Below are 14,732 nucleotides of genomic sequence, written 5' to 3' on the forward strand. Positions count from 1 at the left end.
TGTTGCGCAAAAATAACGAAAAATCTTGTATGAAATATGCAAAATAAAAAAACCGTGTCCACAATTGTGAACACGGTTTTTATTTATTTAAAAAGCGAATCGTTATGCTAACGAAACTCTTTTGAATCCAACAACTGTTGCATCACCTTTACTAGCTACATAGCTGGCAACGCTCAACTTGTCGTCCATAATAAAGTTCTGGTCTAACAATGCTTTTTCATGATCCAAAGATGTGTTGTCTGAAATAAAACGCTCCATTTTTCCAGGAAGAATTTTGTCCCAGATCTGCTCAGGCTTACCTTCAGCTTTCAATTCTGCTTTTGCAGCTTCTTCAGCTTTAGCAAGAATCTCATCTGTTAATTGCGCTCTTGAGATATAAGTAGGCACATTTTTAAGTGTTTTTCCTAATCTTCCTAATTCGATATTATCCTTTTCAATAACTGCGATTCTGGCTTCAGTTTCAGAAGCTACGAATTCAGATGAAAAATCTTTATATGACAGTGTAGTCGCGCCCATGGAAGCAACTTGCATAGAAACGTTCTTAGCAACTTCAGCTGAGTTGTTTGTTTCTTTAGAAAGACCTGTTAAGGCACCAATTTTGTTTCCGTGAATGTAAGAACCTACGAAAGGAGCTTCTAAAGTTTCGAAACCACCGATTTCGATCTTTTCACCGATAACTCCAGTTTGCTCGATAAGCTTTTCAGCAACGGTCATTCCGTCGAAATTAGCAGCTAAAAGCTCATCTTTTGATGAAGTATTTAGAGCGATTTCGGCCATTTTTTGAGCCATTTCTACGAAAGAATCATTTTTAGCAACAAAATCTGTCTCACAATTTAAAGAAACGATTACTCCTCTATTGGCAGCTTCGTTTACTTTTGCGATAACAGCTCCTTCACTAGAATCTCTGTCGGCTCTTTTTTCTGCAATCTTTTGTCCTTTTTTTCTAAGGATGGCGATTGCCTCTTCCATGTTTCCTTCTGCCTCTACTAATGCCTTTTTACAGTCCATCATTCCGGCTCCGGTTTGTTTTCTTAAATTGTTTACTTCTGCGGCGGTTACTTTTACCATCGTGTTAAAGTTTATTAAGGTTATGATTAAAAAAAAGTCGTTTTAATTTATTCAGAAGAAAAAACAAAAACGACCTTTATACTTTATTGAATTGTTATTTTATTCTTCTTCTTTTGTAAGACCTGCTTTTTCCATGGTCTCACTTTTAGACTCAAGCTTTGTAGGCTCTTTAGCCTCTTTCATCGCTTTTTTATCTTCTTTATCTGTTGAAGGCACTTCAGCTTCTGCAGCTACAGCTTTTTTAACTTTCTTTTCTGTTTTTGGTGCTTTCTCTGCTTTAGGCTCATCATTGTCTTTACCCGATTTTCTTTCAGCAAGACCTTCGATGATTGCATTAGAAACAGCAGTCATGATCTTATCGATAGATTTTGAGGCATCGTCATTCGATGGGATTACATAATCAATAACACGAGGGTCACTGTTTGTATCTACCATAGCGAAGATTGGAATATTTAATTTTTGAGCTTCAGCAACTGCAATGTGCTCACGTGTAGTATCTACAATGAACAATGCTGCAGGTAGACGACTCATGTCACTGATAGAACCTAAGTTCTTCTCAAGCTTAGCACGAAGACGATCTACTTGAAGACGTTCTTTCTTAGATAATGTAAGGAAAGTCCCATCTGCCTTCATACGATCGATAGAAGCCATTTTCTTAACAGCTTTTCTAATCGTTACGAAGTTAGTAAGCATTCCACCAGGCCATCTTTCAGTAATGTAAGGCATGTTGGCATTCTTTGCTTTTTCAGCAACAATGTCTTTAGCTTGTTTCTTGGTAGCGACGAAAAGTACTTTTCTTCCGCTGGCTGCGATTTTTTTCAAAGCTTCATTAGCTTCTTCAATTTTTGCAGCAGTTTTGTAAAGATTGATAATGTGGATTCCATTACGCTCCATATAGATATACGGTGCCATGTTAGGATTCCATTTTCTTGTTAGGTGACCAAAGTGTACACCTGCTTCTAGTAAGTCTTTGACTTCTGTGTTGTTTGCCATTTTGTTTTAGTTTACGTTCTGTAATGTTTAGATGTCAATCTCTCCGCTAGGCGAATATGATTTAGATACTAAACTAATTGTCCAACCCGGCAGGATGGGACTAACAGCTGATTTAATAAAAAATTTATGAACTTGATAACATGTTTTGGGTACCCCGGTTGAGATACCCAAACATGTTGGGTATTAACGTTTCGAGAATTGGAACTTCTTACGGGCTTTCTTCTGACCGAATTTCTTACGTTCCACCATTCTTGGATCTCTTGTTAACAGACCTTCCGGTTTAAGGATGATTCTGTGTTCTGGATCTATTTCGCACATTGCGCGAGATAAAGCCAAACGAATTGCTTCTGCTTGACCAGTAATCCCACCTCCAAATACATTTACTGTAATGTCGAAAGTTTCTTCATTATTAGTAAGTACAAGAGGTTGTTTTACTTTGTATTGTAAGGTTGGCGTTGTGAAATAGTTTGCCAACTCACGTTTGTTGATAGTGATGTTTCCTTTTCCTTCGGAAAGGTACACACGAGCAACAGCCGTTTTTCTTCTTCCTATTTTGTGTAGTGTCTCCATTATCTAGTTAGGTTAAGGTTAATTTCTCTTGGCTTCTGTGCTTCCTGACCGTGACCAGTACCTACATATACCTTTAAGTTTCTGAAAAGATCTGCTCCTAATTTGTTCTTAGGTAACATTCCTTTTACAGCTTTTTCAATTACCCTTGCTGGGTCCTTTCCAAATAATTCTTTAGCGGTCAAACTTCGTTGTCCACCAGGATAGCCTGTGTGACGTATATACGTCTTGTCGTCCCACTTGTTTCCTTTAAGAACGATTTTTTCGGCGTTGGTAATAATTACGTTGTCTCCACAATCTACGTGTGGTGTAAAATTTGGTTTGTGTTTGCCACGAAGTAATTTTGCAACTTCACTGGCAAGACGACCCAATGTCTGGCCGTCCGCATCTACTAAAAGCCACTCTTTGTTTACAGTGTTTTTGTTAGCAGATACTGTTTTGTAACTCAATGTATCCATTTCGTTTTTTGTCAATAGGTTAATAATTCATTGATTCCCCTTATTTAAAGGGCTTAGTCCCTTTTATCGATTAATATCGCGTAAGAGGGGTGCAAATGTAGTACTATTTATTTGAATAACAAGGGGTGAGAATTTAATTTTCACTCGTTTTTCTTCGGAAGTATTTGGGAATGTAAAACCGTAAAATTACAAATGTAAAATGTAGAACTGAAAAGTGCCAAATTCATGATTTGCTTTAAGTTTTATAATTATTGTTTCACAAACATTTTTGTCATTATTTTTTCTTCGGAAGAAATCTGAACGTAATAAATGCCAGATGCGAATTTAGAAACATCTATTGTTTTATTGATGTTGCTGTTGGAAAGCTTTTTTATCAACGAACCTTTTGAATCGTAGATTTTTATCTCTGAAACTGAAAGCTCATCTGAAGCTATATTTAAAACATCTGTAGTGGGATTTGGGTAAAGACTTATGTTTGGTTCAAATATATTGTCAACAACCCCTAAATTTCCGTCAAGTCTAACCACCCAGTAATCATATAATCCAATAGCGTCTTCTGTTTTGTCACCTGAAATATTTGAATCTGAAAAGCCGGCAACAACATAGGACCCATTATTAGATTGTATTATAGAGTAAGCTGCCTCTCCACCATTTCCTCCTACAGTACTTTGTCCCTCAATTATTCCTTCTGAATTTAGTTTTACAACCCAATAGTCAGATAAGCCTTCAGAGTTTTCAGTTTTGTCGCCTGAAATATTTGAATCAGACCCGCTAGCTAAAATATAACCTCCGTCCATTGTTTGTATTATTGATTCAAGGAAATCCAGCCCATTCCCTCCAATCGTATTCTCCCATTGAATTTGACCGAAACTGTCTATTTTCACAACCCAAATATCACCATCGCCAATAGCGTTTTCTGTTTTATCTCCGGAAATATCAGACCATGAGGTGCCACCAAATATGTATCCTCCATCTGTTGTTTGAGATATACAATGAACGATGTCACTATCGCTACCTCCAATTGTATTCTGCCATGCTATATCACCTCCAGAGTTCAGTTTTACTGCCCAATAATCCTTTTCACCCATAGAATTTTCTGCTTTATCACCAGAAATGTTAGAAGAAGAATGACCACCGAGAATACATCCACCATCATCTGTACTGACAACCGAATATAGAGAATCTTCGTTATCTCCACCTATGGTATTATCCCATTCTATAATTCCGTTAGCATCTAACTTCACCACCCAATAATCCATTGCATGATTAGGACCAATTCTGTTTTCTGATTTGTCACCGGAAATATTAGAATCTGATGATCCTCCAATAAAATAGCCGTTATCTGGAGATTGAACTACTGAATATAACAGTTCTCGACTAGTTCCACCTATCGTATTTTCCCATTCAATAACGCCACTTGCATCAATTTTTACGATCCAATAATCTGATTCTCCCATGGCATCCTCAGTTTTGTCTCCGGAAATATTAGAGTTTGAAATACCTCCAAGGATATAACCACCATCCAAAGTTTGTTTAATGGAATACAAGTGATCATCAAAAGTGCCTCCAATAGTATGTTGCCATTCAATAGTGTCGTTGCTATCAAGCTTGACTACCCAATAATCTCCATTACCAATAGCATTTTCTGTTTTGTCTCCTGAAATATTTGATGTTGAACGTCCGCCAAGAATAGATCCACCATCAGTAGTTTTATCCATACAATATAGTCGGTCATCATCGCTACCACCGATTGTATTTTGTGAAAGTATATTTAGGTTTTGTGAGTAAGACAATGAAACTGATAAAAGCAATAAAAGAAAGGATAGTTGTTTTTTCATGGAACAATTTTTCACAATAATATAAAAGTTAATAGTAAAACTGCAAAATGTCAAGGCTATAATTTACTTGGTCCTTTTACATTTAGCCTTTAGAATTTTACATTTATTGTTTTTCATCGGAAGTAAACGTGACTCCATATAATAGTAGTAGTTCCTTCGAAGAAATACAGTTTGATAAAATTATTGGTTATATTTAGTATATCATGAAATATCTTCTGTTTGTATATATTTTATTAAGCGCTTGCATTGCTTCTTCCCAAATCGTGGTTATCCCAGATTCCGTTTTTAAAATTGCGCTCTTAGAACATGATCCAGTTATAGATATTAATGAAGATGGGGAAATCCAATTTTCGGAAGCAGAAGCTGTAACACTGCTACAATTAAATCATAAGGATATAGTTGATTTAACAGGAATTGAAGCATTTCTTTATGTAACAGATCTAAATGTCAATGGAAATCTACTTACTTCGGTTAATTTGTCACAGAATACAATGCTCCTACAACTCAATTTAAGTCAGAACCTACTTACTGAACTTAGTGTATCACAAAATGTGTTGCTCGAAGAATTGGAAATTCAGTTTAACGAACTCAATGCAATAGATATTTCTGAAGCAATAAACTTAAAACAATTACACGCTTCGCAGAATTTTCTCACCAGCATCGATTTAAGTAATAACCTTGAATTGGAGCGCTTAGTTTTAAATGATAATTCCTTAACGCAACTCGATCTTTCAAATCAATCGAACTTAAAATTATTAGAGCTTGTTGCCAATTCAATTACAGCATTAGATTTAACTCAAAGCACACCACTTAAGGTGTTGGATCTTTCTAATAACAATTTGTCCTCCATTGATCTTTCGAACAATACTGATTTAAGAGCTTTCCGAATGATGGCCAATCCATTAATATCAGAGGTTGATTTGTCTAATAACCATAATCTATGTCAGGTTTGGCTATCTCATAATGATGCTTTGGCATATATAAATCTTCAAAACGGAAATAATTTGGCTTTAGATGCTACCACACCTTGTAGTACAACAGTAGGAACAACCACATCTGGAGCTTCCTTAATTGAAAACCCAGCTTTGGAAATTGTTTGTGTTGACAATATTTTGTTCGCTGAGGAGCATTTTGACACTAGTTATCCTGTAGATTATATTGAAGACTGCCAATTGGGTCTAAATAATTATTCATTAGCTACGGTAGTATTGTACCCAAACCCGGTAGCTTCAGAATTAAATGTTACTGCAACGGGGATTATCGAAGAAATATCCGTCTACAATATGCTTTCTCAAAAACTACTTTCTCAAAACGTTTCAGCTTCAGAAGAAACTATAGACCTATCTCAATTATCGTCCGGAAATTATCTTGTTAATGTTCAAACATCGCGCGGCACGGCTGTTTTCAGAATAATAAAGAAATAATAAAATATTTCAACGAATTTGCAAAGTCTTCAGGCTAAAAAGGTCACTATTCCAAAAATTTCTTATTGTATTGTTCCATCCAAATTTGAGCTTCCTCCAGAGTATCAAAGGTTTTAAGTGGCATCTTAGAGAAATTCTCCTCAAACTTCACCATTTTTTTTGTAGTAGAATTGATTGCTACAATAGCAAAAGCTGTTAAATCAGGATAATACTCACATTGCATATAAGAAATAGGATTAATTGTGAAATCTGATGTACGATCGAATATGTAACCGTATTGTCTATCACCAAAATATTCTCTATAAATCTTGTGAAGCACAATTACCTTCGCTGTGTCAATAGCTACTCCCTGTGCGATTTTACAAACAACATAAGTGTCGTAAAAATCCAAAGTAGCAAAATCCAGTTTTTTTTGATGTATTAAAGTTGTCATGTAAAATTGATCTCTATATTCCTAATTTTATTATAAGTGGCATTATGTATCTATGATTGGTTTAATTTCAAATTCACGCCAATCATATTGTCAAACCGCAAGACCGCAAGACCGCAAAACCGCAAAATGAAAAAGGCAAGGCAAAACAATGATAGCATAACTTACTTTGACCTTTTACATTTAAAATTTTACATTCTTTACTCCACAGTCACTATCAAATCACCTTTCATCACCATCGTTCCTGGTTTAAGCGTTGCCGACTTAATTTTCCCAGCTTTAGTAGCAGTTACCGTAGTTTCCATTTTCATGGCTTCAATTATAAACAAGTGATCGTTCTTTTTAATCGCCTGACCTTTTTTAACCAATACTTTATATAGCATTCCTTGTAATGGAGCGCCAATCTGATTGGCATCGGCAGCGTCTGCTTTTTCGTTTTCCTCTTTTTTAATATTGAGCGAAGCATCCTTAACTTCCACAAATCGGTTTTCTCCATTCACCGAAAAGAACACAATTCGGTTTCCATCTTTATCTGCATTAGCGACCGATAAAAGTTTTACAATTATCGTCTTTCCCGGTTCCAGATCCACTAAAATTTCTTCACCAACTTTCATCCCATAAAAGAAATTGGGAGTTGGTAAGATAGCAGTACTTCCGTAGCGCTTATACTTTTCATGCGCCTGCTCAAATACTCTTGGATATAAACTATACGACAAGAAATCTTCAAATTCTATGGCTCGCGTGAAGCCTTTTTGGAATTTTTTCTGAAAAATCTTGTACTCGGCATCAAAATCTATAGGCTCTAAATGAGCATTGGGTCTGTCTGTGTATGCTTTGTTGTTTTTAAGCACTATCTTCTGAAGCTCTTTCGGAAAACCACCAATAGGTTGTCCCAGATCTCCTTTAAAAAAATTGATCACCGATTCAGGGAACGAAATTTCATGTCCACGCGCCATCACATCTTCAGGATACAGATCGTTAGTCACCATGAAAATAGCCATGTCACCAACTACTTTAGAACTCGGAGTCACTTTTACAAGATTCCCGAACATTTCGTTCACCCTACCATACATCTTTTTTACTTCATCAAATCGATCTCCTAATCCAAGGGCTTCTGCCTGCGGACGAAGATTCGAATACTGTCCACCGGGAATTTCATGCTGATATACCTCAGCAGTTCCAGCCTTTAATCCAGACTCAAACGGATAGTACATTTCGCGTACATCTTCCCAGTAGTTTGAAAATTCATTGAGTGAATTAATATCGAATTCGTGAGCTCTTTCCTGTTGTTTAATCATTTCCACTACCGAATTGAAATTGGGCTGAGAAGTGAGACCCGATAAACCTCCAAGTGCAACATCTACCACATCAACACCGGCTTCAATGGCTTTTAAATAAGTAGCAGATTGAATGGAAGAGGTATCATGTGTATGCAAATGAATAGGAATTTTGAGGGTATCCTTTAGCGCACCTACTAACTCTGTAGCCGCATAGGGTTTTAGAAGTCCTGCCATGTCTTTAATGGCGATCATATGTGCTCCTGCGTTTTCAAGATCCTTAGCTAATTGTGTATAATATTTTAGATTGTACTTTGTTTGTTTTGGATCCAGAATGTCCCCTGTATAACTAATAGCTGCCTCGGCTATACCACCCGTTTTATTCCGAACATAGTTAATGCTCGGTTCCATTGCTCTTACCCAGTTTAATGAATCGAAAATTCTAAAAATATCGATTCCGTTCTCCCATGATTTTTCGATAAACATTTCAATCAGATTATCGGGATAGGCTTTATACCCAACTCCGTTCGAACCACGAAGTAGCATCTGAAATAAGATGTTAGGCATTAATTTCCGAAGCTCTCGTAAACGAGTCCAAGGACTTTCATTTAAAAAACGCAAAGCCACATCGAAGGTTGCACCACCCCACATCTCTATACTAAAGGTGTTTGGGTGATTCTTAGCATAACTTTCGGCTACTTTTAGCATATCAAAAGTTCGCATACGCGTGGCCAACAAAGATTGATGTGCATCTCTAATCGTAGTGTCTGTATAGTGTATTTTCTTTTCGTCCTTTAACCAGGCACAGAACTTTTCAGGTCCCATTTCGGTTAACAAGTCTTTTGTTCCCTTCGGAAAAGCTGCATTAGGATCGAATTTTGGAATTTTAGGTTTTCTGAAGACTTTAGAACTATCCATTGTTTTCACATCTGGATTTCCATTTACGATTACTTCCCCTAAATATTGAGTAATCTTCGAAGTACGATCCTGTGATAATTTTATATCGAAAAGGACAGGAGTATTCTGAATAAAATTCACTGTTGCCTTCCCTTCTTTGAAGGTGTCATGCTGAATTACATTCTGTAAAAAGTGAATATTGGTCTGTACCCCTCGAATACGAAATTCTTTTAATGCGCGTACCATTTTACGAACGGCTCCGTCTAAGGTTCTACCATGAGCCGAAACTTTTACCAGCATGGAGTCGAAAAACGGACTCACACTATACGACTGATAAATACTACCAGCGTCTAATCGAATTCCCATACCCGAAGCACTTCTGTAAGTGGTAATCGTTCCATAGTCGGGCGTAAAATCGTTGGAAGGATCTTCGGTTGTTAAGCGGCATTGAAGTGCAAAACCATAGGTTGCCAACGAATCCTGATCGTATATTTTTATTTGTTGGTCTGAAAGTTTATAACCTCCGGCAACAAAGATTTGTGTTTTAATAAGATCAATTCCGGTGATCATTTCGGTAACTGTATGTTCAACCTGGATACGTGGATTTACCTCAATAAAGAATACATTGTCCTCACGATCTACTAAAAATTCGACCGTACCTACATTATTGTAATTTACTTCTTCGGCAATCGCAATCGCATATTTATAAAGCTCTTGTTTTACCTTATCTGAAACATTGAAAGAAGGAGCAACTTCTACCACTTTTTGATGTCTTCGTTGAACCGAGCAATCACGTTCAAAAAGGTGTCGCACGTTTCCGTGGTTATCAGCAACGATCTGAACTTCCAGATGTTTGGGATCTTCTACATATTTCTCCAGAAACATAGTGTCATCGCCAAATGCATTGAGAGATTCGTTTCTAGCCGAATCGAAATAAAGCTCAAGATGTTCCGCCTCACGAATAATTCGCATTCCTCTTCCACCACCACCGGATGCTGCCTTTAACATTAAAGGATATCCAATCGTTTCTGCTTCAGAAAGCGCGACCTTAAGCGATGTCAATTTCTTTTTATTGCTTTCAATAATCGGCACCTTACATTTTGTAGCGATTTTCTTGGCAGTGATCTTATCTCCCAAAGCATCCATAACCTCAGGGTCCGGACCAATAAAGATGATACCATTTGCTTTACATTTTCTTGCAAATTCAGAATTTTCAGAAAGGAAACCATAACCTGGATGAATTGCATCTACACCCTTCGATTTGGCTAAAGAAATAATTTGATCACTATTAAGGTAAGGCTTCAATGGCTCATGGTTTTCACCAATCTGATAAGCCTCGTCTGCTTTATATCGATGTTGCGAATACCGATCTTCGTAAGTAAAAATTGCGACGGTCTTGATATTGATTTCGGTACAAGCTCTAAGTACACGAATGGCAATCTCCCCACGATTTGCGACTAACACTTTCTTGATTTCCATGATATAACTATATTAAAATGTAACTGATTGTGAACTTTATGCTAAGATACAATTTGCTATGCACGCATAGTAAAATTTCAAGGTTTATTTCTGAAAAATTTCAATTACCTTATAATATACGGATTTTCATTTTTATAATTTCGAATGATGTAGTCTAGGGCGCTTTTTAGGATCTCACCCATGTTTGAGGATTTTTTGAATTTTACATCACCTGTCAATTTAAAAAGTTCCATTTTTAATTCTTTTATCTTTTCTTTAGTCGAAATGGCATCTGCCGTCATGCAACCCATTAGTTCCTTTAGGCGTTTTTTTTCGCTGGTAGCTCTTTTGGCTAAGAGCGATCGTTCTTCCCGTTTGTATTGCTCAATGGACTCTTCCTGTAACAACGCCAAGGTCATTTGAACGAGTTTATTGTTCTCTTTCAAAAATTGCGGCATATACACTTTAATATTGCCTTCAAAACTCTGCTGGTCAAAATCGATTGCTCTAATCCGGTATTGAATACGATCGAAATCGTGGGTGAGTACCATCACATAGTTATAAGCTCTCATATCGCCTAAAAGTCTTGTAAAACAACGCTCATTGAATTTTACAAATTCTTTAGCGATTTCTTTTTTATCTCTTTCCGAACAGAGGTCGAGATTGTTTGCGATAAAATCATCGCCGGGAATACCCGAAATATGTTCTTCGATTAAAGTGTTTCCATGTACTAAAAAATTGATATGATTGGGTGATAGAAGGTGTTCTAATTCCAGACCATAAACTCTGGAAGAATCCGCTTTTTTTATGTAAAGGAAGATATAATTGTCATTTAATATGTTCCGCACTTTTATTCTGAAAGGTTTCGTATTTCCGAAGGTACAATAGTCAATACTGTCGATATTCAAATAAGGCAGTATAATGTCACTTCCATCTGCATGGAGGATGTTGTACATTTTTTTTAAACTTGTCTGAATTTCCTCCTGCTCAAATTCTGAATAATATGCACTTACCCAAAGAGTGTCTTTTCCGTCCTTATCGAATATGGAAACCACGCCTTGAAACCGAAGCAGATCATCGTAATAGATAGGAATTTTTATGTTCCTTCCATGCTTGGTGAGATAATTCGACAAGCGTTCAGAAATCTCGTAGGCAGGTTTCTTTTTGGAAATGAGTTTCTTCATGTTTTGTTCTAGATAGTTCATAAAGATAAGCCATAAATTGTTGAGAATTATTTTATTTGAAATGTTAAAATTATCTTAAAATTTTTAATGAGCTGTCACGAACTCTTGGTGAATCAGTCTATTTATGTAAACCAATCATTATGCTTTCCAGTCGAATTCTGCATATAATAACTTTTTTATGTGTAACAAGCATGGCGTTTTCTCAAACCGAAGACACTTCCGAAGAAAAAGAACAAAAGATCGAAAAAAGATCTTATACCACCAATTCTATTGGCACTGCCGAAGCACCTAAAATTGATGGCGTTATTGACGAAACATCCTGGGATCTTGTAGAATGGACTTCAGATTATGTTCAAAACCAACCGGATAATGGCAAACCTCCTACCGAGCAAACCAAGATGAAAATAGTCTACGATGATAAAAACCTATATGTGGCTTTTGTTTGTCTGGATAAAGATCCCGATGGCATCGTAAAACGACTTTCCCGTCGTGACGGTTTTGAGGGTGACTGGGTAGAATTTAATATCGATAGCTATAATGATGATCGAACCGGATTTTCATTTACAATCAATGCCGCGGGTGTAAAAGGAGATGAATTTATTTCGAATAACGGTAATAACTGGGATGGCAGTTGGAACCCTATTTGGTATGTGAAAACACAGACCAATGCAGAGGGATGGACAGCAGAAATGAGAATTCCCTTGAGTCAGTTGCGCTTCGGAAATGAGGAAGAACAAATTTGGGGCATTCAGTCAACAAGACGTTATTTTCGTGCCGAAGAACGTTCCCTTTGGCAGCCAATTGCACAGAATGCACCGGGCTGGGTAAGTGAATTTGGAGAACTAAGAGGGATTAAAGGAATAAAGCCACAGAAGCAGATTGAAATTCAACCTTACCTACTTGGACAGCTGGATACTTACAAAGAAGAAGCAGGAAATCCTTTTCGCGACGGAAGTGATATTATGGGCACAGCGGGATTGGATGCTAAAATTGGAATTACAAACGACCTTACTTTAGATCTAACCATTAATCCGGATTTCGGACAAGTAGATGCAGATCCGGGAGCGATTTCATTGGATGGATTCGAGATCTTTTTTGAGGAACGACGCCCGTTTTTTGTGGAGAATAAAAACATCTTCGATTATAGTTTTGGAGGGAATCAAGATAACTTATTTTTCTCACGCCGTATAGGTAGAAGCCCGCAAGGTCGTACAACAACTGATTTCGACAAGGGTGAATTTGAAGATTTCCCCAATAATAGCACCATACTTGGAGCTGCTAAGTTTAGCGGAAAAACTAAAGGAGGCTGGTCTGTGGGAGTTTTAGAGAGTGTAACGTCTAAAGAATTTGTAGAAATCGAATTAGATGAAAGAGATGATATTATCAATGGATTGCCGGAAAAAGGAACATCTAGAAAAGAGTTGGTAGAGCCATTAACCAATTATTTTGTTAGTAGGATTCAAAAAGATTTCAACGACCGAAATAGTTACATTGGTGGAATCTTCACAGCAACAAATAGAGATTTGGAAGACAATATCATGTTTCTACATAAAAATGCATACAGTGGAGGCTTGGACTTTAAACACAATTGGAAAGATCGAAAATACTATCTTGAAGGTAGTGCGGTATTAAGTAATGTGAATGGTAGCGAAGAAGCTATTACCAGAACACAGCGATCTATTGTTCACCTTTTTCAACGTGTGGGTGCTGGCCATGTTGAGATAGATACTTCTAAAACGTCTTTAACCGGTACCGGAGGAAAGCTGGAGATAGGAAAGGGAAGTGGCGATTGGCAATACGAATTTGGAGGTAATTGGCGCTCTCCGGAGTTGGAGCTTAATGACCTCGGATTTCTACGACAAGCAGATGAAGTGAGACAATACTCAAGTGTAGTGCGTCTTTGGAACAAACCGACGAACTGGTATAGACGCGCAAATATATCGGCCTATCAATCTACCACTTACGATTTTGAAGGCAATTTCAACAATGTATATTACCAACTCAATGCGTATGCCAATCTGAAGAATAATTGGTTTGTGGAGGTGGGGTCAGAGAATAATGGGCATAATTTTGATAAATCAGATCTTCGAGGTGGTCCTCGAATTAGAAATAGTAATGATCATTTAGGGTATATCTATACGGGTACTGATAGCCGTAAGAAACTTAGTAGTACTATAGGGTATGTGTATGGTCAGGCAAGTGAAAATGCGTTTTCATTTACACGTTATGAACTTCGTTTCCAATACCAGCCACTTAATTCGTTACGTATAAATATGACAGCCAAATATGAGTCACGTCCTAACAAGACGCAGTATGTATCTCAGCAGGATTTTAACGATGTAACCCGCTACATTACTGGAGCCGTGGATTTTGAAACTATAAGTACTGTTTTAAGAGTAAATTACACTATCAATCCCAATCTTTCCATTCAGTATTATGGCGAACCATTTATTGCACGGGGTAAGTATTCAGATTTCAATTATGTAAAAGATGCTGGTGCCAAGAAATTGAGTGACAGAGTGCAACAATACCCAAACAATCAGATAACATTTGCAGATGAAACTTACTCAATTGATGAAGATTCTGATGGAACTACAGATTACTCTTTTGGCAATCCTAATTTCTCTGCGGCTCAATATAGATCGAATCTTGTAGTTCGCTGGGAGTATATACCGGGATCTGAAGTGTTCTTCGTTTGGTCTCAGGGAATCAATGGATTTGGTGATGGTTCGAATGACTTCGGAAAGATTATCGACGACCAGATCTTCCGTCAACAACCTCAAAATACTTTTTTAATCAAGGCCACATATCGATTTGTGTTATAGGGTACACGAGTTCGACGAATATGTGATGTCGTTGAGCGAAAACCACTTTTCTTGACCACTCTACTTTAGGAATTTCATCCTTTATGCTCTAGTTTTGACTTATACTTATAGTCGTAAATAACAATCAGTTAAGACTTTCGCTTCAAATACTATTATAGTACATGTTTGGCGTTCTTAGTTTTTTACTACTTGACAGGGTTTATGTTAAGAACGTTTTTAATTGAGTGCTTCTCATTCTGAGGAGCACTTTTTTTATGTTTTGATATTAATAGTGATTTTTATAATGATGAATCATTTTCTTTTTGTTTTTTTG

The 14,732-nt window shown here is 37.0% G+C and carries 10 protein-coding genes; 2 read left to right on the forward strand and 8 right to left on the reverse strand.

Annotation, left to right across the window (positions count from 1 at the left end):
* Positions 1-102 precede the first annotated feature (102 nt).
* From tsf to BXY75_RS03450, 5 genes are all read right to left on the reverse strand, one after another.
* Entirely contained in the window at positions 103-1,068 is a 966-nt protein-coding gene (gene tsf, locus BXY75_RS03430; protein ID WP_121906291.1) for a translation elongation factor Ts, read from the reverse strand.
* A gap of 99 nt (positions 1,069-1,167) precedes the next feature.
* Positions 1,168-2,061, reverse strand: coding sequence for a 30S ribosomal protein S2 (rpsB, locus tag BXY75_RS03435; protein WP_121906292.1), 894 nt, complete (start codon positions 2,059-2,061; stop codon positions 1,168-1,170).
* Positions 2,062-2,244: 183 nt separating this feature from the next.
* Positions 2,245-2,631: a 30S ribosomal protein S9 gene (rpsI, locus tag BXY75_RS03440; protein WP_121906293.1), complete on the reverse strand. Its 387-nt coding sequence runs from the start codon at positions 2,629-2,631 to the stop codon at positions 2,245-2,247.
* Positions 2,631-3,086, reverse strand: coding sequence for a 50S ribosomal protein L13 (gene rplM, locus BXY75_RS03445; RefSeq protein WP_121906597.1), 456 nt, complete (start codon positions 3,084-3,086; stop codon positions 2,631-2,633). Before rplM ends, rpsI begins: the two co-directional genes overlap by 1 nt.
* A 248-nt stretch (positions 3,087-3,334) precedes the next feature.
* Positions 3,335-4,924 (reverse strand): T9SS type A sorting domain-containing protein, encoded by a 1,590-nt coding sequence (locus BXY75_RS03450; RefSeq protein ID WP_121906294.1) that lies wholly within the window; start codon positions 4,922-4,924, stop codon positions 3,335-3,337.
* 203 nt (positions 4,925-5,127) lie between these two features.
* Here BXY75_RS03450 and BXY75_RS03455 point away from each other — a divergent pair, with 203 nt between their 5' ends.
* On the forward strand, positions 5,128-6,348 hold the full coding sequence (locus tag BXY75_RS03455) for a T9SS type A sorting domain-containing protein (protein WP_121906295.1): 1,221 nt from the start codon (positions 5,128-5,130) through the stop codon (positions 6,346-6,348).
* Between the two features lie 46 nt (positions 6,349-6,394).
* Here the strand turns inward: BXY75_RS03455 and BXY75_RS03460 are convergent, their stop codons facing one another.
* From BXY75_RS03460 to BXY75_RS03470, 3 genes are all read right to left on the reverse strand, one after another.
* A complete protein-coding gene (locus tag BXY75_RS03460) occupies positions 6,395-6,781 on the reverse strand; it encodes a hypothetical protein (RefSeq protein ID WP_121906296.1) in 387 nt (128 codons plus the stop codon).
* A 197-nt stretch (positions 6,782-6,978) separates the two neighbouring features.
* Entirely contained in the window at positions 6,979-10,431 is a 3,453-nt protein-coding gene (locus BXY75_RS03465) for a pyruvate carboxylase (protein WP_121906297.1), read from the reverse strand.
* A gap of 104 nt (positions 10,432-10,535) precedes the next feature.
* Positions 10,536-11,594, reverse strand: coding sequence for a hypothetical protein (locus tag BXY75_RS03470; protein WP_121906598.1), 1,059 nt, complete (start codon positions 11,592-11,594; stop codon positions 10,536-10,538).
* Positions 11,595-11,734: 140 nt separating this feature from the next.
* On the opposite strand from BXY75_RS03470, the gene BXY75_RS03475 reads away from it, so the two are divergent.
* Positions 11,735-14,419, forward strand: coding sequence for a DUF5916 domain-containing protein (locus tag BXY75_RS03475; protein ID WP_121906298.1), 2,685 nt, complete (start codon positions 11,735-11,737; stop codon positions 14,417-14,419).
* The last annotated feature ends 313 nt before the right edge of the window (positions 14,420-14,732 follow it).

This window comes from Ulvibacter antarcticus (genome assembly GCF_003688405.1).
Classification (GTDB): Bacteria; Bacteroidota; Bacteroidia; order Flavobacteriales; family Flavobacteriaceae; genus Ulvibacter; species Ulvibacter antarcticus.